Annotated in this window: 25 protein-coding genes; 13 read left to right on the top strand and 12 right to left on the bottom strand. The window is 73.0% G+C overall.

The window, feature by feature from the left end; translation table 11 throughout:
* Positions 1-88 precede the first annotated feature (88 nt).
* The 6 genes from ACIQVD_RS05170 to ACIQVD_RS05145 form a co-directional block, all read right to left on the bottom strand.
* On the bottom strand, positions 89-715 hold the full coding sequence (locus tag ACIQVD_RS05170) for a GNAT family N-acetyltransferase (protein ID WP_400682695.1): 627 nt from the start codon (positions 713-715) through the stop codon (positions 89-91).
* A complete protein-coding gene (locus ACIQVD_RS05165; RefSeq protein WP_402286148.1) occupies positions 712-1212 on the bottom strand; it encodes a molybdenum cofactor biosynthesis protein B in 501 nt (166 codons plus the stop codon). Before ACIQVD_RS05165 ends, ACIQVD_RS05170 begins: the two co-directional genes overlap by 4 nt.
* Positions 1209-1646, bottom strand: a complete 438-nt coding sequence (gene moaC / locus ACIQVD_RS05160; protein WP_233533806.1) for a cyclic pyranopterin monophosphate synthase MoaC — start codon at positions 1644-1646, stop codon at positions 1209-1211. The genes ACIQVD_RS05165 and moaC overlap by 4 nt, the downstream gene beginning before the upstream one ends.
* A 115-nt stretch (positions 1647-1761) precedes the next feature.
* Complete coding sequence (gene glp, locus ACIQVD_RS05155) at positions 1762-3075, bottom strand: gephyrin-like molybdotransferase Glp (RefSeq protein ID WP_400682295.1); 1314 nt, start codon at positions 3073-3075, stop codon at positions 1762-1764.
* Between the two features lie 64 nt (positions 3076-3139).
* On the bottom strand, positions 3140-4060 hold the full coding sequence (gene galU / locus ACIQVD_RS05150; protein ID WP_100836655.1) for a UTP--glucose-1-phosphate uridylyltransferase GalU: 921 nt from the start codon (positions 4058-4060) through the stop codon (positions 3140-3142).
* 57 nt (positions 4061-4117) lie between these two features.
* Positions 4118-4957 (bottom strand): GGDEF domain-containing protein, encoded by an 840-nt coding sequence (locus ACIQVD_RS05145; RefSeq protein WP_400682296.1) that lies wholly within the window; start codon positions 4955-4957, stop codon positions 4118-4120.
* 64 nt (positions 4958-5021) lie between these two features.
* Here ACIQVD_RS05145 and ACIQVD_RS05140 point away from each other — a divergent pair, with 64 nt between their 5' ends.
* On the top strand, positions 5022-5609 hold the full coding sequence (locus ACIQVD_RS05140) for a 5-formyltetrahydrofolate cyclo-ligase (RefSeq protein WP_402286144.1): 588 nt from the start codon (positions 5022-5024) through the stop codon (positions 5607-5609).
* Between the two features lie 145 nt (positions 5610-5754).
* Here the strand turns inward: ACIQVD_RS05140 and ACIQVD_RS05135 are convergent, their stop codons facing one another.
* On the bottom strand, positions 5755-8499 hold the full coding sequence (locus ACIQVD_RS05135; RefSeq protein ID WP_402286141.1) for a penicillin acylase family protein: 2745 nt from the start codon (positions 8497-8499) through the stop codon (positions 5755-5757).
* A 218-nt stretch (positions 8500-8717) separates the two neighbouring features.
* On the opposite strand from ACIQVD_RS05135, the gene ACIQVD_RS05130 reads away from it, so the two are divergent.
* The 3 genes from ACIQVD_RS05130 (at position 8718) to ACIQVD_RS05120 (ending at position 12268) form a co-directional block, all read left to right on the top strand.
* Entirely contained in the window at positions 8718-10322 is a 1605-nt protein-coding gene (locus ACIQVD_RS05130) for a potassium/proton antiporter (RefSeq protein WP_402286139.1), read from the top strand.
* Positions 10323-10542: 220 nt separating this feature from the next.
* Positions 10543-11841 (top strand): MFS transporter, encoded by a 1299-nt coding sequence (locus ACIQVD_RS05125; protein ID WP_400682302.1) that lies wholly within the window; start codon positions 10543-10545, stop codon positions 11839-11841.
* A gap of 94 nt (positions 11842-11935) precedes the next feature.
* Complete coding sequence (locus ACIQVD_RS05120) at positions 11936-12268, top strand: FmdB family zinc ribbon protein (RefSeq protein WP_402286136.1); 333 nt, start codon at positions 11936-11938, stop codon at positions 12266-12268.
* A gap of 108 nt (positions 12269-12376) precedes the next feature.
* Here the strand turns inward: ACIQVD_RS05120 and ACIQVD_RS05115 are convergent, their stop codons facing one another.
* The 3 genes from ACIQVD_RS05115 to ACIQVD_RS05105 form a co-directional block, all read right to left on the bottom strand.
* Entirely contained in the window at positions 12377-12667 is a 291-nt protein-coding gene (locus tag ACIQVD_RS05115) for a hypothetical protein (protein ID WP_402286133.1), read from the bottom strand.
* A gap of 96 nt (positions 12668-12763) precedes the next feature.
* Positions 12764-13084: a hypothetical protein gene (locus ACIQVD_RS05110; RefSeq protein ID WP_400682307.1), complete on the bottom strand. Its 321-nt coding sequence runs from the start codon at positions 13082-13084 to the stop codon at positions 12764-12766.
* Positions 13085-13151: 67 nt separating this feature from the next.
* Positions 13152-13358, bottom strand: coding sequence for a hypothetical protein (locus tag ACIQVD_RS05105; protein WP_402286131.1), 207 nt, complete (start codon positions 13356-13358; stop codon positions 13152-13154).
* Between the two features lie 221 nt (positions 13359-13579).
* On the opposite strand from ACIQVD_RS05105, the gene ACIQVD_RS05100 reads away from it, so the two are divergent.
* The 7 genes from ACIQVD_RS05100 (at position 13580) to mscL (ending at position 17057) form a co-directional block, all read left to right on the top strand.
* A complete protein-coding gene (locus ACIQVD_RS05100; RefSeq protein ID WP_400682310.1) occupies positions 13580-14410 on the top strand; it encodes a Scr1 family TA system antitoxin-like transcriptional regulator in 831 nt (276 codons plus the stop codon).
* The gene (locus ACIQVD_RS05095) at positions 14407-14625 is read left to right on the top strand and encodes a DUF397 domain-containing protein (RefSeq protein WP_400682311.1); all 219 of its coding nucleotides are present in this window, start codon (positions 14407-14409) and stop codon (positions 14623-14625) included. The genes ACIQVD_RS05100 and ACIQVD_RS05095 overlap by 4 nt, the downstream gene beginning before the upstream one ends.
* Before the next feature lie 168 nt (positions 14626-14793).
* Positions 14794-15012, top strand: a complete 219-nt coding sequence (locus ACIQVD_RS05090) for a DUF397 domain-containing protein (RefSeq protein WP_402286127.1) — start codon at positions 14794-14796, stop codon at positions 15010-15012.
* 119 nt (positions 15013-15131) lie between these two features.
* Positions 15132-15350: a DUF397 domain-containing protein gene (locus tag ACIQVD_RS05085; RefSeq protein ID WP_402286124.1), complete on the top strand. Its 219-nt coding sequence runs from the start codon at positions 15132-15134 to the stop codon at positions 15348-15350.
* 155 nt (positions 15351-15505) lie between these two features.
* Positions 15506-15724 carry a DUF397 domain-containing protein gene (locus tag ACIQVD_RS05080; RefSeq protein WP_400682316.1) on the top strand — a complete coding sequence of 73 codons (219 nt, stop codon included), beginning with the start codon at positions 15506-15508 and terminating at the stop codon, positions 15722-15724.
* Between the two features lie 157 nt (positions 15725-15881).
* A complete protein-coding gene (locus tag ACIQVD_RS05075; protein WP_402286122.1) occupies positions 15882-16100 on the top strand; it encodes a DUF397 domain-containing protein in 219 nt (72 codons plus the stop codon).
* A 540-nt stretch (positions 16101-16640) separates the two neighbouring features.
* Positions 16641-17057 carry a large conductance mechanosensitive channel protein MscL gene (gene mscL, locus ACIQVD_RS05070; RefSeq protein WP_100836667.1) on the top strand — a complete coding sequence of 139 codons (417 nt, stop codon included), beginning with the start codon at positions 16641-16643 and terminating at the stop codon, positions 17055-17057.
* A gap of 13 nt (positions 17058-17070) precedes the next feature.
* On the opposite strand, the gene ACIQVD_RS05065 is transcribed toward mscL, so the two are convergent.
* On the bottom strand, positions 17071-17262 hold the full coding sequence (locus ACIQVD_RS05065) for a hypothetical protein (RefSeq protein WP_400682320.1): 192 nt from the start codon (positions 17260-17262) through the stop codon (positions 17071-17073).
* Between the two features lie 50 nt (positions 17263-17312).
* Complete coding sequence (locus ACIQVD_RS05060) at positions 17313-18284, bottom strand: RNA polymerase sigma factor RpoD/SigA (RefSeq protein ID WP_111555682.1); 972 nt, start codon at positions 18282-18284, stop codon at positions 17313-17315.
* A gap of 461 nt (positions 18285-18745) precedes the next feature.
* On the opposite strand from ACIQVD_RS05060, the gene ACIQVD_RS05055 reads away from it, so the two are divergent.
* Complete coding sequence (locus ACIQVD_RS05055) at positions 18746-19453, top strand: phosphatase PAP2 family protein (RefSeq protein ID WP_400682322.1); 708 nt, start codon at positions 18746-18748, stop codon at positions 19451-19453.
* 305 nt (positions 19454-19758) lie between these two features.
* Positions 19759-21915: a murein biosynthesis integral membrane protein MurJ gene (murJ, locus tag ACIQVD_RS05050; protein ID WP_402286117.1), complete on the top strand. Its 2157-nt coding sequence runs from the start codon at positions 19759-19761 to the stop codon at positions 21913-21915.
* The last annotated feature ends 61 nt before the right edge of the window (positions 21916-21976 follow it).

Raw genomic sequence — 21976 nt, 5'->3', positions numbered from 1 at the left:
TCAAGCTGATTCTCAGACTATTTTGCCGGTATTTGTGACGGCTCGCCCCGGCCCCGATGCCATATCGATATCAATTTCGAACAAGTATTCAATTATCCTGCGGCGGCCGGTTCCTGAGGGCGTACCAGCGCCGCAGCAGCCCGTCGGCGGCCTCCTCGGCGGTGAGCGCGTACACCAGGTGGTCGCGCCAGTCGCCGTCGATGTGCAGGTAGCGCGGGCGCACCCCCTCCTCGCGGAAGCCGAGCTTCTCCACCACCCGGCGGCTGGGCCGGTTCTCCGGGCGGATGCAGACCTCGACCCGGTGCAGGCCCAGGTCGCGGAAGCAGTGGTCGACGGCGAGCGCGACGGCGGTGGGCACGATGCCGCGTCCGGCGACCGCCTCGTCCACCCAGTAGCCGACGTTGGCGGAGCACATCGAGCCCCAGGTGATCCCGCCGACCGTCAACTGGCCGACCAGGCGGCCCTGGTGGAGCAGGACGAAGGGCAGCATCCGGCCCGCCGCGGCCTCGGACCGCAGGTAGCGGACCATCTGCCGGTAGGTGGGCCGGGGCAGCGGGGCCCGGCCGGGCGGGGCGGGCGGGACGGTGGCCTCCCAGCGGCGCAGCCAGTCCCGGTTGCGCCGGCTGACCTCCTGCCACTCGGCCTGGTCGCGGCGGCGGATGGGCCGCAGCAGGATGTCCCCTTCGGCCAGTTCGACGGGCCAGCCGGCGTTCAGTGGGCGCTCCCGGAGGGATCGGTGGGTCGCGGGTGGTCGCCGCCGGCCAGCTGGTCGACGGCGTGCGGCAACAGCGGGGCGAGCACGGCCAGGCCGTCGCGGACGCCGCCGGTGGAGCCGGGCAGGTTGACGATCAGGGTGCGTCCGGCCAGGCCCGCCAGGCCGCGGGAGAGCGCCGCGGTGGGCACCTTGTCCCGGCCGTGCGCGCGGATCGCCTCGGGGATGCCGGGGATCGGCCGGTCGAGCACCCGGGCGGTCATCTCGGGCGTGAGGTCCTGCGGGGAGATGCCGGTGCCGCCGGTGGTGAGCACCACGTCGTACCCGGCGGCGACGGCCTCGCGCAGGGCGGCCTCGACCGGCTCCCCGTCCGGGACGACGACCGGCCCGTCGGCGGTGAAGCCCATCGCGCGCAGTCCGGCGACCAGCAGCGGGCCGCCCCTGTCCTCGTACACGCCGGCCGAGGCCCGGTTGGAGACGGTGACGGCGAGCGCCCTCACTTGGCGTCCTCCCGGTGCCAGTCGCCGCTCTTGCCGCCGGTCTTGCTGAGCACCCGGACGTCCTCGATGGCGGCGGCCTTGTCGACGGCCTTGACCATGTCGATGACGGTGAGCGCGGCGGTGGCGACGGCGGTGAGCGCCTCCATCTCGACGCCGGTGCGGTCGGCGGTGCGGACGGTGGCGGTGATCTCGACGGCGGTGTCGGTGACGGCGAGGTCGACGGTGGTGCCGGTGAGCGCGATCGGGTGGCAGAGCGGGATCAGCTCGGGCGTCCTCTTGGCGCCCATGATCCCGGCGATCCGGGCCACCGCGAGGGCGTCGCCCTTGGGGACGCCCTCGCCGCGCAGCAGTTCCACCACCCGGGGGGAGACCCGGACGCGGCCGGCCGCCACCGCGACCCGGGTGGTGGCGGCCTTCGCGGAGACGTCGACCATCCGGGCGGCGCCGGTGTGGTCGACGTGCGTGAGGCGGTCGCCGGGGGGTGTGTCGGTCACGAGTGGCTCCAGTGGCACGGTGCGAATCTCGCGCTACCGTACAGCCCCGTCCCGGTCAGTCCGTGAGAAGGACCACGTCGACGGCGCTTCCGGCGGGCAGCGCGGTGACGTCCTCGGGGACGGTGATCAGGCAGTCGGCCTTCGCCAGCGCCCCGACCAGGTGCGATCCCTCGCCGCCGACCGGGCCGACGGTGCCCGCCGCCGGGTCGTACCGGCCGCGCAGGAACTGCCGCCGCCCGGCCGGGGAGCGCAGCGCGGCGGTGGTCGCGGCGCGCACCACGGGGCGGTGCACGTCGGGGGCGCCGAGCATGGTGCGGATGACCGGGCGGACGAACAGCTCGAAGGAGATGTAGGCGCTGACCGGGTTGCCGGGCAGCGCGAGCAGCGGCACCCCGGCGCCCCCGCCGATCCGGCCGAAGCCCTGCGGCTTGCCGGGCTGCATCCGCAACCTGCGGAAGTCGACGCCGCCGTAGTCCGCGAACACCTCCTTGACCACGTCGTACGCGCCGACCGAGACGCCGCCGCTGGTGACGATCAGGTCGGCCCGGCCGAGCTGGTCCTCCAGCACGGCGCGCAGCACGGCCGGCTCGTCGGGGACGCCGCCGACCCGGTAGGCGACGGCGCCGGCGGCGATCGCGGCGGCGGTCAGGGTGAAGGAGTTGGAGTCGTGGATCCGGCCCGGGCCGGCGCTCTCGCCGGGCTGGACGAGTTCGGTGCCGGTGGAGAGCACGACCACCCGGGGGCGGGGCGCGACCCGGACGGTGCCGCGGCCGACCGCGGCGAGCAGGCCGAGCTGGGTGGGGCCGAGCACGGTGCCGGCCTCCAGCACGGTGTCGCCCGCGGTGACGTCGCTGCCCCGGCGGCGGATGTGCGCGCCCTCGGCGACCGGGCGCAGCACCCGGACCTCCTCGTCCGCGACGGGCGCGCCCATCGCGTCGGCGGCCTGCCCGGTGCCGGTGCCGCCGTCGGTCCACTCGACCGGGGCGACGGCCTCGGCGCCGGGCGGGACGGGCGCGCCGGTCATGATCCGGGCGGCCTGGCCGGGGCCGACCCTGGGCAGTTCGGCGGCGCCCGCCGCGATGTCGCCGACCACGGCGAGCACCGACGGGTACTGCCCGGTGGCGCGCACGGTGTCGGCGGTGCGCAGCGCGTAGCCGTCCATCGAGCTGTTGTCGAAGGGCGGCAGGTCGTCGTCGGCCCGCACGTCCTCGGCGAGTCGGCAGCCCTGGGCGTCCAGCAGTTGCAGTTCGATGGGCGGCAGCGGGGCGACCGCGGCCAGGACGTCGGCGAGGTGCTCGTCGACGGTCCACAGCCGCGGCGCGGCCGGGGAGCCGGCCTCCGCGCAGCAGGGGTCGTGCTTCCCGGTCATCGCCTCACGCTCGCCTTCTACCGCCTTCTACGCCGGTCTTCGTGGTGGGTCGGCCCCGCGCGGGTCAGCCCTGCATCTCGGTGGCCACGAACTGCCGCAGCCAGCTGCGGAACTCGGGGCCGAGGTCCTCGCGCTCGGCGGCCAGCCGGACGATCGCCCGCAGGTAGTCGGCGCGGTCGCCGGTGTCGTAGCGGCGGCCCTTGAACAGCACGCCGTGCACCGGCCCGCCGGCGGACTCGTCGCGGGTGGCCAGTTCGCGCAGCGCGTCGGTCAGCTGGATCTCGCCGCCGCGGCCGGGCGGGGTCTCGCGCAGCACGTCGAAGACCGCCGGGTCGAGGACGTAGCGGCCGATCACGGCGTAGTTGGAGGGGGCGTCGGCGGTGTCGGGCTTCTCGACCAGGTCGGTGACCTGGAAGACGTCCTCGCCGAAGCCGTTGGCCTTGACGGCGGCGCAGCCGTACAGGTGGATCTGCGCGGGGTCGACCTCCATCAACGCGACGACGGAGCCGCCGAGTTCCTGCTGCACCTCGATCATCCGGGACAGCAGCGGGTCGCGCGGGTCGATCAGGTCGTCGCCCAGCAGGACGGCGAACGGCTGGCCCGCGACGTGCTGTTCGGCGACCGAGACGGCGTGGCCGAGGCCCTTGGGGTCGCCCTGGCGGACGTAGTGCATGCTGGCGAGCTGCACGGACTCCTGCACCCGGCGCAGCCGCTCCTGGTCGCCCTTGCGGCTGAGCAGCTCCTCCAGCTCGTAGGCGCGGTCGAAGTGGTCTTCCAGAGCACGCTTGTTGCGACCGGTGACCATCAGTATGTCGGACAGGCCCGCGGCGGACGCCTCCTCGACGACGTACTGGATGGCCGGCTTGTCGACGACCGGGAGCATCTCCTTGGGCGTGGCCTTGGTGGCGGGGAGGAACCTGGTACCGAGGCCGGCGGCCGGGACGACTGCCTTGGTGACCGGCTGGCGGGCGTGCTTGTTCGTCATGCGTCGACCTTACTGAGGCGGGCGTCCCACCCTGCTGGGAGCGGCGTGAAACGTTGGTTAGGGCCTGTCACCGGTCGGGCCCGGGCCGACGGTGGTCGCATGCGGGGCGAGGGGTCCCCCGCCGGGGCCGGAAGACACCTTACCGGGCGCCGGTGAAGCGTCCGGACCGGCCGGCTCGGGCGGGAGCTGCTCGGTGGAGCGCCAGCGGTCGCCGCCCGCGGCGCGCGCGGCGGCCAGCGCGCGGTCGGCGGCCCGCAGCAGGACGGCGGAGTGCGCGCCGTCCCGGGGCAGCACGGCCAGGCCGACGGAGGCGGTCAGGCCGCTGCGCTCGCCCGGGTCGGCGCTCTCGCCGGGGTGACGGTCGGTCAGCCGGTGGCGGCGCACCGACCAGCACAGCCGCTCGGCGACCTGGGCGGCGCCCTCCGGGCCGGTGTCGGGCAGCAGCGCCAGGAACTCCTCGCCGCCGTAGCGGCCCAGGGTGTCGCAGCCGCGGATCTCCATCGCCAGGCGCTGGGCGAGGTCCCGGAGCATCGCGTTGGCGCGGGCCCGGCCGTGCTCGGCGACCACCGCCTCGAACCCGGCGACCTCGATCATCAGCACCGCCAGCGGCCGGGGGTCGATCGCGGTGGCCTCGGCCCGGCGGGCCCGTTCGATCTCGCGGTCCAGGGTGAGCTGGAGGTGCCGGTAGTTCCACACCCCGGTCAGCGGGTCGCAGGAGGCGGTGCGGACCAGTTCGTCGCGTTCCGCCGCCAGTTCCGCGATCTTCGCCAGGAGTTCCGCCTCCCGACCGCCCCGCTCGGCCCGGTCCCGCCGCCGGCGCAGCGCGAGGACGCCGGCGGCGGCCGGGGCGGCCGCACCGAGCGCGGCCAGGGCCTGGAGCAGGAGCGGGGTGGACATGCGGCGGCCTCGGGGCGTGTCAGGCTCGTGTCAGTGCACGGAACGGAGTGGAGGGAATCGAACGGTGACTGCGGATCGGTTGTCCAACGACAAGGCGGCGCTGAGGTCACGCCTGCTCGCCGAACGACGGGCGCTCGACGCGGCCGGACGCGCCGCCGCGGCCGGGGCGCTGGCCCGGCACGCCGCCGCGCTGGTGCCGCCGGGCGGCACCGTCGCCGCGTACGTCTCGGTCGGCGCGGAGCCCGGCACCCGCCCGCTGCTGGCCGCGCTCGCCGGGGCGGGCGTGTGGGTCCTGCTGCCGGTGCTGCTGCCGGACAACGACCTGGACTGGGCGGCGTACGAGGGCGAGGACCGCCTCTCCCCCGCCGGCCGCGGCCTGCTCGAACCCACCGCGCCCCGGCTCGGCCCGGACGCCGTCCTGGGCGCCGACGTGGTCCTGCTGCCCGGCCTGGCCGTCGACCCGCGCGGCACCCGGCTCGGCCGCGGCGGCGGCTCCTACGACCGGGTCCTGGCCCGCCTGACCCGGGCCGGGGCCCGCCCGCTGCTGGCCACCCTGCTCTACCCGGGCGAGCTGCTCCCGGCCCTCCCGGCCGAACCCCACGACCTGCCGGTGCACGCGGTGGTGACGCCGGAGGGCGTGACGCGCTTCTAGCCGGAGGCGGGGAGCGGGCCCCGGCGGTCCGCTCCCCGGCCGCCGGAGACGCGCGCCGCCGGGTGTCCGCGCCAGGTCCTGTCCGGTCGGTCGTGCCGGGCGCGCGACGCCGCGCGCCGATCCGGCAGGACCGACCGGACGGGGCCTAGTCGGTCAGGGTGAGGGTGTCCTTGCCCGCCTTGGCGACCGCGTCCTTGGTGTAGGCCCAGGGCAGGAGTTGGCCGGAGGCCCACAGGTCGGTCTGGTCGTTGTAGTGGGGGTGGAAGGCGTGGCCGGAGGCGCCGCCGACGTTGATCCAGCGGGAGGCGTCGAAGTCGCTGAGGTCGACGACCATCCGCATCGAGGGGATCCAGTCGACGTCGTAGCCGGCGGCGGCGTTCCAGCCGGTGGCGTCGACGGCGGCGCTGCCGCCGGAGAGCTTGTAGGGGCCCCGGTTGAGCAGCTTGTGGACGACGCCGGAGGCGATCGAGGAGTCGTCGCTGCCGAGGGTGGGCTCCTGCAGGGTGAGCTGGTGCAGGCGGCCCCAGCTCCAGGTGGAGATGTCCTTGCTGAGGCGCGAGGTGAGGTCCTGGCGGGCGTCCTTGAGCGCTTCAGCGAGCAGATTGCCGAGCCCGTGCTGCTGCTGGTGGTCGGAGTCGATGTAGTCCCACCAGGACGAGTCGGGGTTGGCGAGCTGCTGGCGGACGACCTCCATCCAGCGGTCGCCGCCGTCCGGCTGGGCCTGCGCGGGCTCGCGGGTGCCGCACTCGGTGACGGCCTGCGCGGCGCCGCCGAGGGCGTCGTCGGGCAGGGTGTTGTCGCGCTTCTGGCGCACCAGCAGGCAGTCGCCCTCGACCCGGAGGTCGGCGGGGAACTTCTGGCCGAAGGCGAGGGTGAGCAGGGCCCGCCAGACGCCGTTGTAGTAGGCGGCGGCGGCGGAGTCGGCGTCCTGGTGGTAGTTCCAGTCCTTGAGCAGGTCCTGGGCCTCGCGCACGTACGGGTCGTCGATCTTGACCTTGAGCAGCAGCGGGACGAGCTCCTTGGCCATCACGCTGGTGTTGTCGAGCTGCATGGACTGCATGTCGTCCAGCGAGACCTTGCCGCCGTTCTTGAGCTTGGCCTGGATCTGGTCGGCGATCTCCTTGGCGCGGGTGCCGTACTCCCAGTCGGTGGTGAGCGTCAGCTTGTAGCTCTGGTCGACGACGGCCTGGTTGGCCGTGACGATGTAGCCCTCGGGCGGGTTGTACGCGTAGGGCAGCGACTTGAACGGGAGGAAGGCGGTGTTCCAGGCGTACGCGGGGTCCCAGCCGGGCGAGGGGTAGCGGCCGTCGTTCTTCTTGCCGCGGACCGGGATCAGGCCGGGGGCCTGGTAGCCGATGTTGCCCTTGGTGTCGGCGTAGATCAGGTTCTGCGCGGGGACGGCGAAGTCCTTGGCGGCGGCCCGGAAGGACGTGAAGTCGGTGGCCCGGTCGATCTCGAAGACGGCGTCCATGGTGCGGCCGGGGACGAGCGCGGTCCAGCGCAGCGCGACGGCGTAGCCGGCCGCCCGGTCGGGGGCGGCGTTGCCGGCCGGGGCGTACCGGCCGACCTCCTGCTCCTCGGAGGACTGGTCGGAGATCAGCGGCATGCCGTCCTGGGTGGTGCGGACGGTGATGGTGCGGTCCTCGCCGCCGGCCACCTTGATGGTCTCCTTGCGGACGGTGAACTTCACGTCCTTGCCGTCGTAGAGGTAGGTGTCGGGGCCGGTGACCTTCTCCAGGTACAGGTCGGTGACGTCGGCGCCGAGGTTGGTGAAGCCCCAGGCGATGTCCTTGTTGTGGCCGATGACCACGCCGGGCATGCCGGCGAAGGTGTAGCCGGCCGCGTCGTAGCCGCAGGTGGCGGAGACGGTGCGGCAGTGCAGGCCCATCTGGTACCAGATGGACGGCATGCCGGGGCCGAGGTGCGGGTCGTTGGCGAGCATCGGCAGGCCGGTGGTGGTGTGGGTGCCGGCCACCACCCAGGAGTTGGAGCCGATGCCCTGGCCCTGCGGGCCGAGCAGCTGCGGCAGCGCGCCGACCTGCTGGGACAGGCCGCTCAGCAGCGACTGGGTGGCGGCCCGGGCCTGGGAGCTCTCGGCCGGGGCGGAGCCGCCGGCCAGCGGGGGCACGGTGTCGCCGGCGCCGGGGGTGTAGGTGCCGTCGGCGGAGACCTTGCCGGTCTTCACGATGGTGCCGTTGCGGTCGTACGGGTACCCGGGGTAGAGCTGGTCGATCTGCTCGGCGGTGAAGTCCTGGGCGAGCAGCGAGCGGTCGATCTCCTCCTGCATGTTGCCGGACAGGCTCCAGGCCATCGCCTTGAGCCAGGCCACCGAGTCGATCGGGTCCCACTTCTCGGGCCGGTAGCCGGAGTTGACGGTGCCGAGCAGCGCGTACTCGAGCGAGGCGCCGGCCCCGCCGGGGTGCTCGGCGAGCCAGGCGTTGACGCCCTCGGTGTAGGCGGTCAGGTTGCGCTTGGTCTCCTCGGAGAGGACCTCGTTCCACTCCTTCTCGGCGACCCTGCGCCAGCCCATGGTGCGCAGGAAGGTGTCCTGCTCGACCGAGGAGGAGCCGAACATCTCGGAGAGCCGGCCGGAGGTGATGTGCCGGCGGACGTCCATCTCCCAGAACCGGTCCTGGGCCTGCACGTAGCCCTGCGCGCGGAACAGGTCGGCGTCGGTGTCGGCGTACAGCTGCGGGACGCCCTTGTCGTCGCGGACCACGTCCACCGGCGCGGACATGCCGGCCACCTTGACGGTGCCGCTGACCTGCGGGAAGGAGGACCGGACGGTGTCCACCGCCCACCAGCCGCCGCCTACCAGACCCGCCACCAGCAGCACGGCGAGCAGGATCATGATCAGACGTGCGCGCCGGAACTTCTTCGAGCGGGGCATCCGAGTCCTTGTATGAGGGAGCGTGCGGCCGTGACAGGTCACCACATTAGGGCGAGCGCACCGGCGGCCGTGCACGGGGGACGCCCCGGCGGTTCGACGGCACCGCAGGGACCTTACCGGGTGCGGCCGGGCGGAGGGGCTGGCGTAAAGATCAAGTAAAATGTTAGGATGAGTAACGATCCGCCAGAAGCCCCCTCCCTGCCCCGAGGTGCCCCTGCGTGACCGTTGACCACCTGAACACCCTGCTGCTCGAGTCCGCCGTGATCCTGCTGTTCGCCGTCGTGGCGGTGCGGATCTCCACCCGCTCGGGGCTGCCCTCGCTGCTGATCTACCTCGGCATCGGCGTCGCCCTCGGCCAGAACGGCATCGGCATAAGCTTCAACAACGCCGAGCTCACCCAGGTCCTGGGCTACGCCGCCCTGGTGGTCATCCTCGCCGAGGGCGGGCTCAAGACCAGCTGGCGGTCCATCAGGCCGGTGGTCCCGGCCGCCGCCGTGCTGGCCACCCTGGGCGTCGCGGTCTCGGTCTTCGTCACGGCCGCCGGCGCGCACTGGCTGGTCGGCCTGGAGTGGCGCACCGCGCTGCTGCTCGGCGCGATCGTCTCCTCCACCGACGCCGCGGCGGTCTTCTCGGTGCTGCGGATGGTCCCGCTGCCCAAGCGGCTGACCGGCCTGCTGGAGGCCGAGTCCGGCTTCAACGACGCGCCCGTGGTGATCCTGGTGGTCGCCTTCGCCGCCACCGGCGAGCTCGACCCCTGGTACGTGCTGGTCGGCACCATCATCGTCGAGCTGGTGGTCGGCGGGGCGGTCGGCTACGCGGTCGGCAAGCTCGGCGCGTACGCGGTGCGCCGGGTCGCGCTGCCCTCCTCCGGCCTGTACCCGATCGCGGTGCTGGCGCTGATCGTGCTCGCCTACGCGGGCGGCTCGCTGCTGCACGCCTCCGGCTTCCTCGCCACCTACGTCGCCTCGGTGATCCTCGGCAACTCCAAGCTGCCGCACGGCCCCGCGGTGCGCGGCTTCGCCGACGGGCTGGCCTGGATCGGGCAGATCGGCATGTTCGTGGTGCTCGGCCTGCTGGTGACGCCCACCAGCATGGGCGCGGCGGTCGTACCGGGCCTGGTGGCCGGCGCGGTGCTGGTGTTCGTCGCCCGGCCGCTGTCGGTGCTGCTGACCATGACGCCGTTCCGGATCCCCTGGCAGGAGCAGGCGCTGCTGTCCTGGGCCGGGCTGCGCGGCGCGGTGCCGATCGTGCTCGCCACCATCCCGCTGGTGTCCGGCGCGACCGACGCCCAGCAGCTGTTCAACGTGGTCTTCATCCTGGTCGTGGTCTTCACCCTGCTCCAGGGCCCGACCCTGCCGCTGGTCGCCAGGTGGCTGCGGATCGGCGAGGGCGACATCGGCCAGGACCTGGGCATCGAGTCCGCCCCGCTGGAGAAGCTGCACGGCCACCTGCTCTCCGTCCACCTCGCCCCCGGCTCCCGGATGTCCGGCGTCGAGGTCTCCGAGCTGCGGATGCCCAAGGGCGCCGCCGTCACCCTGGTGGTCCGCGAGGGCTCCAGCTTCGTGCCGGACCGGACGACGGTGCTGCGCGAGGGCGACGAACTGCTGGTGGTCACCACCGACGAGGTCTCCGAGGCCGCCGAGCGCCGGCTGCGCGCCGTCGACCGCGGCGGCAAGCTCGCCGGGTGGCTGGAGCACGCGGAAGGTCCGTCCGCCGTTTCCCGGACGTCCCGCCGGGCGCCCTCCCTCGCCGGGAAGCCTTCCGCCGCCGGGAAGGCCCCCACCGCCGGGAAGCCTTCCATCGCCAGGAAGAAGACCGGCTGAACCGCTAAGCTGAAGGCCGGAACACCCCGATACACCCGATACACCCGCTTTTCCGTATCTGCCTGATGCAGAGTCGGCGCGACCGCTCGGCGGCCGGGCCCCGCGGCACCTCGCCCGGGCCCGGTAACAACCCCGGTCGACGCGCGAGAGGACGACTCTCGGCGCCGGACCGGTCCCCACCCCCGACCGCGGCGCTACCAGGCAGCAGAGAGGACCGACCGTGGCGGCGCGCCGACCGGTCGACGACACCACCACCCACGGCTCCGGCTACGGGGCGCTGCTGCGCACCCCCGGCGCCTGGACCTTCCTGCTCCCGGCGCTGGTCGCCCGGCTGCCGTACGCCATGCTCAGTCTCGGCGTCGTGCTGCTGGTCCACGACACCACCGGCTCCTACGGCCTGGCGGGCGCGGTCGCCGCGGCCGCCGCCGTCGCGCAGGCCCTGATCGGCCCGCAGACCGGACGGCTCGCCGACCGCCACGGCCAGGCCGCGGTGCTGGTCCCGGCCGTGCTGGTGCACGCCGGGGCGGTCGCCGCGCTGATCGTGCTGGCCCACGCCGGCGCCCCCGACTGGACGCTGTTCCTGGCCGCCGCGCCGGCCGGTGCGGCGGTGCCGCAGGTCGGCGCGATGGTCCGGGCCCGCTGGGTGCACCGACTGGGCGAGCGGCCGGCCCTGATGAACACCGCCTTCGCCTTCGAGTCCGTCACCGACGAGTTCACCTTCGTCATCGGTCCGATGCTGGCCACCGGCATCGCCACCCTGGTCAACCCGTCCGTCGGGCTCACCGCCGAGGCCGCCCTGACCCTGCTCGGCGGCCTCGCCTTCGCCGCCCGCCGGGACACCGCGCCCGCGCCCACCGGGCCCGCCGCCCCCGGCCACCGGCGGGTCTCCGCGCTCTCCTCCCCCGGCGTGCGGCTGCTGGCCGGGGCCTTCCTCGGCCTCGGCACCGTCTTCGGCACCCTCCAGGTCTCGATCACCGCCTTCGCCGAGGACGCCGGCTCCGGCGGGCTCAGCGGTCTGGTCTACGGCCTCTTCGCGACCGGGTCGATGGTGGCCGGCGTGCTCTACGGCCTGGTCCCCTGGCGCTCCACCCCCCGGCGGCGGATGACCGCCTGCTACGCGCTGCTGGTGCTCGGCTGCTCCACCCTGTGGGCGATGCCCAACCTGGCCGCGCTGACCGCGGCCGGCCTGTTCTGCGGCCTGGCCATCGCGCCCACCCTGATCACCGGCTACACCCTGGTGGAGACCCTGGTCGCGGACGGCGCCAAGACCGAGGCGTTCACCTGGCTCACCGGCGCGATCGGCCTGGGCCTGGCGCTCGGCTCCACCGCCGCCGGGCAGCTGATCGACCGCTCCGGGCCCTCGCTGGGCTTCACCGTCGCCCTGGCCGGCTCCGGCCTCGGCCTGGTGGCGCTCGTCACGATGCGCCGCCTGCTGGCCGTTCCGGCACCCGCGCCCCGTACCGTGGCCCGGGGAGGCGCGGTCCGCGAGGAGCCGGTCGGCGCCGCCCGCCACGGCTGAGCCGCTGGACTCCTCCAGCGGAATGCCGCATCATGGACCGTCGTTAGCACTCATAGCGTGAGAGTGCCAGGGGGAGTGCAGGAGGAAGCGGAAAGTGCCCACGTACCAGTACCAGTGCACCGAGTGCGGCAACGGCCTCGAGGCGGTGCAGAAGTTCAGCGACGACGCGCTGACCACGTGCCCCGACTGCCAGGGGAAGCTCCGCAAGGTCTTCTCGGCCGTGGGCGTGGTCTTCAAGGGCTCCGGCTTCTACCGCACCGACAGCCGCTCCAGCTCCAGCAGCTCGGTGGGCTCGTCGTCGTCGTCCTCGACGTCCCCGTCCTCCTCGACCGCCTCTTCCGGCGGCAGCGCCTCGTCCTCCTCGACGGGCTCCGGCAGCTCCGGCTCCGGCTCCAGCTCCAGCAGCTCCGCCTCCAGCACGAGCTGACCGCGGCGCTCCGCGGACACCGGGTCCCGCACGGGCCCGGTGTTCCGCGCTGACGGCACGGCCCGCGGCGCCCCTCCCCCGCCCCGTTCCCCGCCACGCCGTGACCGCTCACCCGGCCGCCACCGGCCCGGACGGCTCCCGGACCTCGCTCCACACGGTCTCCTTCGCCACCCCGCCGTTGCGCGACGGGGGCGAGCGGCGGTGCCCCCAGCGGTCGCCCAGCGCGAGCGCCTCCAGCACCCCGAGCTCGTCCGGCGCGGGCCCGGTCAGGTGGAGTTCGACCCGGTAGCCGCCGGGGATAGCGGTCAGCCGGGCCTCCCCGCCACCGGCTGCCGCCAGCTTCTCGGCGATCGCCCACGCCCGGTCCCGGGCGGCCTGCCGCGCCTCCGCGTCCCCCACGGGATCAGTGCGGACGGCCGGACGCGACGAGGACCGCCGGCGCCGCCACCCGGACCGCGGACGTGATCCTCCGGGCTTCGCCACGCTCACCGCCGCTCATGAGGCGACCTCCAGCGCGGGACGGCCCTCGCAACCGGGCCGGACGAAGGACAGGTCGCCGCGCAGGAGGGCGAGTTCGAGCAGCGCCTCGGCCAACCGCTGCACCCACGGCAGCCCGGCGCACCCCAGCGCGACGCCGCCGGACTCCGGCGGCACCTCGACTCGGTAGACCGGCGACAGCCCCGGCGGCGGATCGAGTCGGGCCAGCCGGAACGCCCGCTCCAGCAGGTCGGCGGCCTGTTCGGAGTCGGCGAACCCCGCGCGCAGAAAGCGCCGGAGGGCATCGACCGCCTCCGGTGGCTGTCCGGTGTACAACACGTGCATCCCTTCGTTCGGGTGTCGGGTGTCGGGTGTCGGGTGTCGGGTGGGCGGGACGACCGGCCGGTCAGGCCGCGTCCGGTGCCTGGGCCCCGTCGCGGTCGCCGCAGCGCGGGCACCGGCAGGCCGGCCAGACCAGCGCGGAGACCAGCGGCAGGAAGCGTTCCTCCTCGGACGTGCAGGACGAGACCTGCACCCGGGCTCCGTCGGCCCGCACGGTGTAGACCCGGATCGTCAACTTCGCTTTCGGCTCCGGGTCCTGGTGGTTCGGCATGGCGATCGACCTCACGGCTGGTTGCGCTGTGCAAGGGGAGTTCGGAGAGCGCTCACGCCCCCTCGGACGGCCCGGACGACACGCACGCCGGGAGCGAGCTCCCGCGCGCCGGTCACCGTCCGCTTCTTTCTGCGTTCTCTGCGTCACAAGCATCGGCGGGAACGGCTACGCTCACCAGGGCTTGACCGTTGACCGTTCCGGTCCGTCAAAGGGGGACAACCATGGAAACCGGAAACGAAGTTGATCTGGTGTCATCTCCCGCCCTGCGCTTCGGCCGGGAACTTGCCAGGTCACGGGCGGCTCGCGGGTGGTCGCAGGTCAGGTTGGCCAAACACATGGGCTACACGAACGGCTACATCTCGCTCATCGAACGAGGTAAGCGGGCCCTGACTTTTACTTTCGCTGTAAAAGCCGACGAGGTGTTCGGCACCGGCTCGCGATTCCAGGAACTCTGGCGGCTCTACTCGAACGCGAGCCTGGTGGAGGGGTTCACGGAGTATGTCGAAGCAGAGGCGAGGTGCCGGATGCTCCGCACTTTTGAGTTGGGCATCGTTCCGGGACAGCTTCAGACGCGCGCCTACGCCTCAGCCTTGGCGATGGCGGCGGCGCAGCGTGGAGACATCACCGAAGCCCAGGCGGAGGCGCGAGTATCTTTCCTGTTGAACCGCCAACAGATCTTCCAGCGCCCCGCCGCACCTATCGTCCACGCGGTGCTGGACGAGGGGTGCATCCGTCGGGTCATAGGCGGACCCGAAGTCATGGCGAACCAACTTGCGCATCTTGAGGCCATGGCAGCGAGCCCTCACATCGTGCTGCAGATCGCTCCGTTCACACTGGGCGAGTGGGCACCGTTCAGAACGTCGGTAGTCCTGCTCACCCTGCCCGACAGGTCGGTGCTCGGCTATGCGGAATCCCTGGCCCGAGGACATGTAGAGCGGAACCGGGAGACTGTTGCCTCCTGGTCCAAGCGCTACGATCGGCTTCTGGTGGAGTCCCTCCCAACGGCCCCTTCACTAGACATGATCCGAACTGCTCGGAAGGAACTCGCATGACCCACATCGACCTGCATAACGCCCAGTGGGTGAAGAGCAGCCACAGCTCCGACGGTGGCAACTGCGTCGAGTTCACGCCGGAGTTCACCGCCACCCACGGCATCGTCCCGGTCCGCGACTCCAAGGACCCCCACGGCCCCGCCCTCCTCTTCACCGAGCCCGCCTTCACCGCCTTCGTCACGGCGATCAAGGCCGGAAACTTCGAATCGATCTGACCCGCCACCAGAACCACCGAGCCCCGCAGGCCGGTTACTTGGGCGCGCGGGGCTTCTTCATGCCCGACACCGGAAAACCTCACCCCGTCGCTTCCGCCCCGAAGTACGATCGCCAGCGCCAAGCAGCCCCACCGACCCACCACTGCAATCGCCACAGGAGGAACTCGCATGACACCCATCGACCTGCACAATGCCCAGTGGGTGAAGAGCAGCCACAGCACCGACGGCGGCAACTGCGTCGAGTTCGCACCCGAGTTCACCGCCACCCATGGCATCGTCCCCGTCCGCGACTCCAAGGACCCCCACGGCCCCGCCCTCCTCTTCACCGAGCCCGCCTTCACCGCCTTCGTCACGGCAATCAAGGCCGACCGCTTCCAAGGCATCTGACTTAAAACCAGTACCGCATGGTCGCGCAGCCAAGCCACTTGGACGCACGGGGCTTCTGCGCGTCCCAATCCGGGAAGCCTCCTCTGGCTCACGCCACGATCGCCGCAGGAGGAACTCACATGCCCCACATCGACCTGCCCAATGCTCGATGGGTGAAGAGCAGCTACAGCTCCGACGGCGGAGAATGCGTCGAGTTCGCACCCGAGTTCACCGCCACCCATGGCATCGTTCCGGTCCGCGACTCTAAGGACCCCCACGGCCCCGCCCTGCTCTTCGGCGAGGCTTCCTTCACCGCCTTCGTCACGGCGGTCAAGACCGGCCACTTCACCGAGGCCTGACCCACCGGCCCTGCAGGTCGGCGCGGCCCGTCTGCGGGGCTTCATCGCACCGGAAGTCGGGAATTCCCTCCTGACGCGCTCCGCCCCGAAAGCACGATCGCCAGCACCAAGCGGCCCCGCCGGCCATCACAACAACCGCCACGGGAGGAACTCGCATGACCCACATCGACCTGCCCAACGCCCAGTGGGTGAAGAGCAGCCACAGCACAGACGGCGGCGACTGTGTCGAATTCACGCCGGAGTTCACCGCCACCCACGGCATCGTCCCGGTCCGCGACTCCAAGGACCCGCACGGCCCCGCTCTCCTCTTCACCGAGCCCGCCTTCGCCGCCTTCGTCACGGCGGTCAAGGCCGGGAACTTCAACGAGGTCTGACCCACCACCGGCTGTCGAAGGCCAGAACGACCGCCTGTGGGGCTTCTTCGCATCTGAGAACGGGAAGCTCTCCTGGCTCGCTCTGCCCCGACAACACGGCCGCCAGCACCAAGCGGCCCCGCCGGCCATCACAACAACCGCCACGGGAGGAACTCGCATGACCCACATCGACCTGTCCAGCGCCCGGTGGGTGAAGAGCAGCCACAGCGGCAATGGCGGCAACTGCGTCGAGTTCACGGCCGAGTTCACCGCCACCCACGGCATCGTCCCGGTCCGCGACTCCAAGGACCCGCACGGCCCCGCTCTCCTCTTCACCGGGGCCGCCTTCGCCGCCTTCGTCACGGCGGTCAGGGCTGGCCACTTCACCGAGGTCTGATCCACCACCGGGACTCGCGGACCCGCTGTCGGGGGCGGGTTACGCGGGTTCCTCCGGACGGTGGGGGCGGGTGGGTCACGGGGTGGGGGCCGGACGGCGTAGGGGTTCACTCGGTGGGGTGAGGTCGGTTTTCCACAGGGGCGGGTTTTCCACAGGGTGGGGGAATTCGGGGCGGGATTGTCCGGGTGGGTCGCAGGATGGCTGGCGCGGCTCCGTCCGGGGTCGTGTGCTTCGTTCGGGAAGGCCCGTGCCGTGACCTCTTTCCTGCTGCCCGCCGTGCTCGTTCCGCCGCGCCGTGAGGTGCCTGATTTCCCGCCGATCCTGGGCGTCGCGTCGGGGCGCCACCGCTTGTGGCGGGCGTTGCGGCGGCGTTCCGGTCTGCTTGCCGTGGTCTGTCTGGCGCTGTCCGCCGTGCTGCTCTGCGGGGCGCCGCCGCCCGGGTCGGGGGCGGGTGGCGGGGTGGTGGGGTGTGCTCGGGCGTCAACCTGACGGTGGGGGGTTCACCCGTGACTTTCGGGGGCGTCCGCCGTTCGACGCGGCATGAAAGGCTTCAAGGAATTCCTGCTCCGCGGCAACGTGGTGGACCTGGCCGTCGCCGTCGTCATCGGCGCGGCCTTCACCAGCGTCGTCAACGCGTTCGTCAAGGGCGTGATCAACCCGCTGGTCGGTCTGTTCGGCACCAAGGACCTGGCCGCCTACAGCTCCTGCCTCAAGGGGCCGTGCACGGTGGACGACGCCGGCAACGTCACCTCGGGCATCTTCATCCTCTGGGGTTCGGTGCTCAGTGCCGCGCTCAGCTTCCTGATCACCGCCGCCGTCGTGTACTTCCTGCTGATCCTGCCGATGAACCACTTCATGCGGAGGCGCAAGTCCGTGGAGGACGAGGCGCTGGACGTCGAACTGAAGGAGGTCGAACTGCTCGCCGAGATCCGCGACGCGCTGGTGCGCCGCGGCTGATCCCGCCGTTCCCCTACTTCTCGCCGTGGTGCGGGGGCCGCTGGCTGCGGTACCAGTCCAGCCCCCGCTCCTCCGAGGTGCCGCCCCAACCGCGGTCGGTGTCGTCGGAGGTCTGCTGGTCGAACGGGTCGGTGAAGACCAGTCGGGGCCGGGGGCGGCCGGTCTCGGGCCGGGGCTCGGGCTTCTGCGCGTCCGGGGAGGTCATGCCTCCACTGTAGGACCGCCGCGGGCCCCGGCGGCCCGCCCGCCGGGGGGCTACGCCGCCTCGAAGCCCGCGTGGTCGGCGATCTTCTTGAGTTCGGCGAGGGCGTGCTTCTCGATCTGGCGGATCCGCTCGCGCGTCAGGCCGTGCTGCTTGCCGACCTCGGTGAGCGTCCGCTCGCGGCCGTCCTCCATGCCGTAGCGGCTGCGGATGATGGAGGCGGTGCGGTCGTCGAGGCGGCCGATCAGGTCGTCCAGCTCCTCGCGGCGCATCATCACCATGACCGCGTCCTCCGGGGAGACCGCGCCGGTGTCCTCCACCAGGTCGCCGAACTGGGTCTCGCCCTCGTCGTCGACCGACATGTTGAGGCTGACCGGGTCCCGGGCCCAGTCCAGGACGTCCTTGACCCGCTGCTCGGTGGTGTCCAGCTCGGCGGCGATCTCGGCGGGCTCGGGCTCGCGGCCCAGCTCCTTGGCCTTCTCGCGCTGGACCCGGCGGATCCGGCCGAGCTCCTCGACCAGGTGGACGGGCAGCCGGATGGTGCGGGACTGGTCGGCGATGGAGCGGGTGATCGCCTGCCGGATCCACCACGTCGCGTAGGTGGAGAACTTGAAGCCCTTGGAGTAGTCGAACTTCTCCACCGCGCGGACCAGGCCGGCGTTGCCCTCCTGGATCAGGTCGAGCAGCGGGAGGCCGCTGCGCGGGTAGCGGCGGGCGACGGCGACGACCAGGCGCAGGTTGGAGCGGATGAAGACGTCCTTGGCGCGCTCGGCGTCGTCGGCTATCGCCTGGAGCTCCTCGGTGGTGACGCCGTCGGGCCGCTCCTCCTCGTCGAGCAGGTGCTGGGCGAAGACCCCGGCTTCGATGCGCAGGGACAGCTCGACCTCCTCGGCGGCGTCGAGCAGGGGTGTCCTGGCGATTTCGTCGAGGTACATGCCGACCAGGTCGCGGTCGGCTTCGAGGTTGGTCGGGCGGGCGGTGCGAGTCCGATCGGCCCTGTCGCGTACGACGGCACGGGTGGCCATGCTTGCTCCCTCACTGACGCTGCCGGGGGCGCTCCGTTCCGCCACTCGGCACAACCGTGTGGGCCCGTTCGTGGCTCACACGTAACGATCCAACGCACAGAAAACGGACAACATTCCCAAGTGACTCAGCTTTCCACCGGCCATGCAGTATCCTGCCGATTTTCACTCGGACGATAGACGGAGCGTGACGCACCCTGCACGGTGCGCACCGGACGATCGGCACCGAATCCGTGCGCGGCCTTCGCGGCACGTCCGCACAACCGATGCCGAATCGCGATCGGACCAGCGCCGGTTCGCCTCCTGCCGCTGGGAAGGTTTCTGTCATGCACCAGCCCATCGACCCCGGCTCCCGGTCGGCCGCCGGGTGCCCGGGCGGCGGCCGGGGCACCGGCCGTCTCGCGGCCCCTCCACGGGTACAACGCCCGGGGGCGCTCCGTTGTGCCTGGCCCGCCCTGGCGGGCGTGCTGGCGTTCGCGGCGCTGCTGGTGCTGGTGCGGGCGGGCTGGCCGCCGCTGGCCCGGCTGGACCGGGGCTGGGTGGCGCTGCTGCACCGCTACGCGCTGCGGCACCCGGTGTGGACGGCGGCCCTGCAGACGCTGGCCGACCTGGGGCCGACCTGGGTGATGCGGGCGCTGCTCGGGGCGGTCGCGGTGCGGCTGTGGGCGCTGGGCGCCCGGGTGCCGGCGGGCTGGACGGTGGCGGTGGCGCTGCTGGGCTGGGCCGCGGGCCGGGCGGGCGGGGCGCTGGTCAACCGCCCCCGGCCGCACTTCGCCGATCCGGTGGCCGCCGGTTCCGGGGGGTCCTTCCCGTCCGGGCCCGCGCTGGCCTCGGCGGTCACCTGCGGGGCGCTGCTGGTGCTGGCGTGGCCGCGGGCGGAGCGGCCGGTGCGGGTGGCGGCGGGCGCCGCGGCGGGCCTGGTGGTGCTGGCGGCGGGCTGGACCGGGATCGCGCTGGGCGTGCACTGGCCGAGCGACGTGCTGGCGGGCTGGGCGGCGGCGGTCGCGGTGCTGGCCGGGTCGGCGCTGGCGGTCGAGCTGTGGCGGCCGGGCCGGTTCGGCCGGGACGTGCGGCTGCTGCACCGGCGGAACCGGCCCCGGGTGCAGCGGGTGCTGGCCGCGCCGCTGCCACCGGCGGAACCCGCCGCGGAGCGTGATCCGGGGCGTTCCTGACGGATCGTGAGCAACGTCACACCGCGTCGCCCGCCTCCTCCGCGCGGGGGAACCGCGCGGGCAGCATTCCGCGTGTTTCCGGGCGCAAACGACGCTCCACGGCCGGTGCGGCAAGGCCCCCGGACACCGGTGCGACCGGCTCGAACAGCTCGCCGGTCGGCACCCGACTCCCCATCGGGTGCCGAAGTGGGGCAGACTTCTGCGGCTGGTGCACCCTGCAACCGGCAGGCGGAGTCCGGACCAGGGCCGAATCTCCCGCACTCACCCACGCAACGCCGGACGGGCACCGATCGACGGGGGGTCCGATGACCTTGCACACTGCGGACGGCCCCGGCGACCCGTACCACCCGCAGGGCGGACCGTACGAGCAGGGCGCCCCGCACGGGCAGGGCGGACCGCACCGGCCGGACACCGCGTACCGCCGGGACGAGCCGCAGCCGCCGCAGGGCGGCCCGCACCCGCAGGGCGCCCCGTACTACCCGCCGCCGGACGGACCGTACCCGGGGCAGGACCAGCCGACCATGCAGCTGGGCCGGATCCCCGCGCAGGCGTTCGAGCAGTACGGCCGGCCGCCCTTCCCGCCGCAGGCCCCCCCGCCGGCCGCCGAGCGGCCGGTACCGGCGCCGCGGGCGGGCGAGGAGCCGGACGGGCCGGAGCCCGCGGCCAAGAAGCCCGCCTCCACCGGCCGCAACGGCCTGATCATGGCGCTGGGCTCGCTGGCCTCCCGGGCGCTGGGCTTCGTGCGCAGCGCGGTGATCGTGGCGGCGCTGACCAACGGCCCGGTCGGCGAGGCGTTCAACGTGGCGAACTCGCTGCCGAACATCGTCTACATGATGCTGATCGGCGGCGCGCTGGCCTCGGTGTTCGTGCCGGAGCTGGTGCACGCGATGCAGACCCACCGGGACGGCGGCCAGGCGTACACCGACCGGCTGCTCACCCTGTGCGGCGTGATCCTGGTGGTGCTGACGGTCGGCGCGTTCCTGTTCGCCCCGCAGATCGTCGACCTGTACTCGCAGTTCGACGGCGCCCAGCGCGAGTTGGCGATCGACTTCGCCCGGTACTGCCTGCCGCAGATCTTCTTCTACGGCGTGTTCACCCTGCTCGGGCAGGTGCTGAACGCCCGCGACCGGTTCGGCGCGATGATGTGGACGCCGGTGCTGAACAACGTCGTGGCGATCGGCGTGTTCGGCATCTACCTGGTGATCGGCCGGCACGCCTACCAGGTCGGCGACGTGACCTCCGGCGACACCCTGCTGCTCGGCCTCGGCTCGACCATGGGCATCGTGGTGCAGGCCGCCGCGCTGCTGCCCTCGCTGCGCTCCTCCGGCTTCCGCTTCCGGCCGCGCTTCGACTGGCGCGGCGCGGGCCTGACCCGGCCGCTGCGCTCGGCGGGCTGGGCGCTGCTGCTGGTGGTGGCCACCCAGCTGTCCTTCGCGGTGATCACCAGCCTGGGCACCGGCGCGGGCAAGGCGGCGGCGGCCGCGCACATCGTCGGCGGACGCGGCTACGCCGCCTACGCCAACGCGTACCAGCTGTTCGTCGTCCCGCAGGGCGTGATCACCATCTCGCTGGTGACGGCGCTGCTGCCGGGGATGTCGCGGGCCGCGACGGCGGGCGACTACCGGAAGATCGGCGAGGACCTGTCGGGGATGCTCCGCTCCTCGGCCGCGATGATCGTCACCGCCGCGGTGCTCTTCCTGGCGCTGGCCCCGCAGATCGCGATGGCCGCGTACGGCTACGGCTCCGGGCCGACCGTGCACGCCGACGCGATGGTGGTGGCCTCGCTGCTGATGGCCTTCTCGATCGGCCTGCCCGCGTTCTGCGCCCAGTACGCGCTGGCCCGCGGCTTCTACGCGATGAGCGACGCGCGCACCCCGTTCTGGCTGACCCTGGTGACCACCGGCACCAACGCGCTGATGTGCTGGGTGGCGTACGAGACGCTGCCGCTGCGCTACAAGGTGGTCGGCATGGCGTTCGCGCACACCACGGCCGCGCTGGTCTCGGTGGCGGTGACCGGCATCGCGCTGGGCCGCCGGCTGTCCCGGGGCGCCGCCCCGGCGGCGGTGCCCGCGCAGGCCGGGCCGGGCCAGGGGCCGGACGCCACGATGGTGCTGCGCACCGACGCCTTCGCGCCGGGGGCGAACGCCACCGTGGACCTGGGCGTGCGGCGCGACTGGCGGCGCGGCAGCGGGCTGGAGGGCGGCCGGCTGGTGGTGCTGCACCTGGGGCTGCTGGCGGCCTGCGCGCCGGGCGCGCTGGCCGCGCACTGGCTGGCCGGGCGGTTCGGCGCGGGGCTGTTCGGCAGCCTGGCGGGCCTGGCCGCGGGCGCGCTGGCGGTGCTGCTCTCGCTGTTCGTGCTGGCCCGCCCGCTGGGCGTGGGCGCCTCGGTGGCCCCGTTCGCCCGCAAGCTGCGCATCCCGTACCCGACCCCGGCCCCGACCAGCGGCAAGCACCGGCGGTAGGCGGCGCGGCGGTAGGCGGCGCGGCGGTAGGCGGCGCGGCGGTAGGCGGCGCGGCGGTAGG

It is taken from the genome of Kitasatospora sp. NPDC090308, assembly GCF_044769485.1.
In the GTDB taxonomy this organism is placed as follows: Bacteria; Actinomycetota; Actinomycetes; order Streptomycetales; family Streptomycetaceae; genus Kitasatospora; species Kitasatospora fiedleri.
Note: the sequence above shows the minus strand (reverse complement) of the source record. Positions and strands in the feature narration are given on the sequence as shown.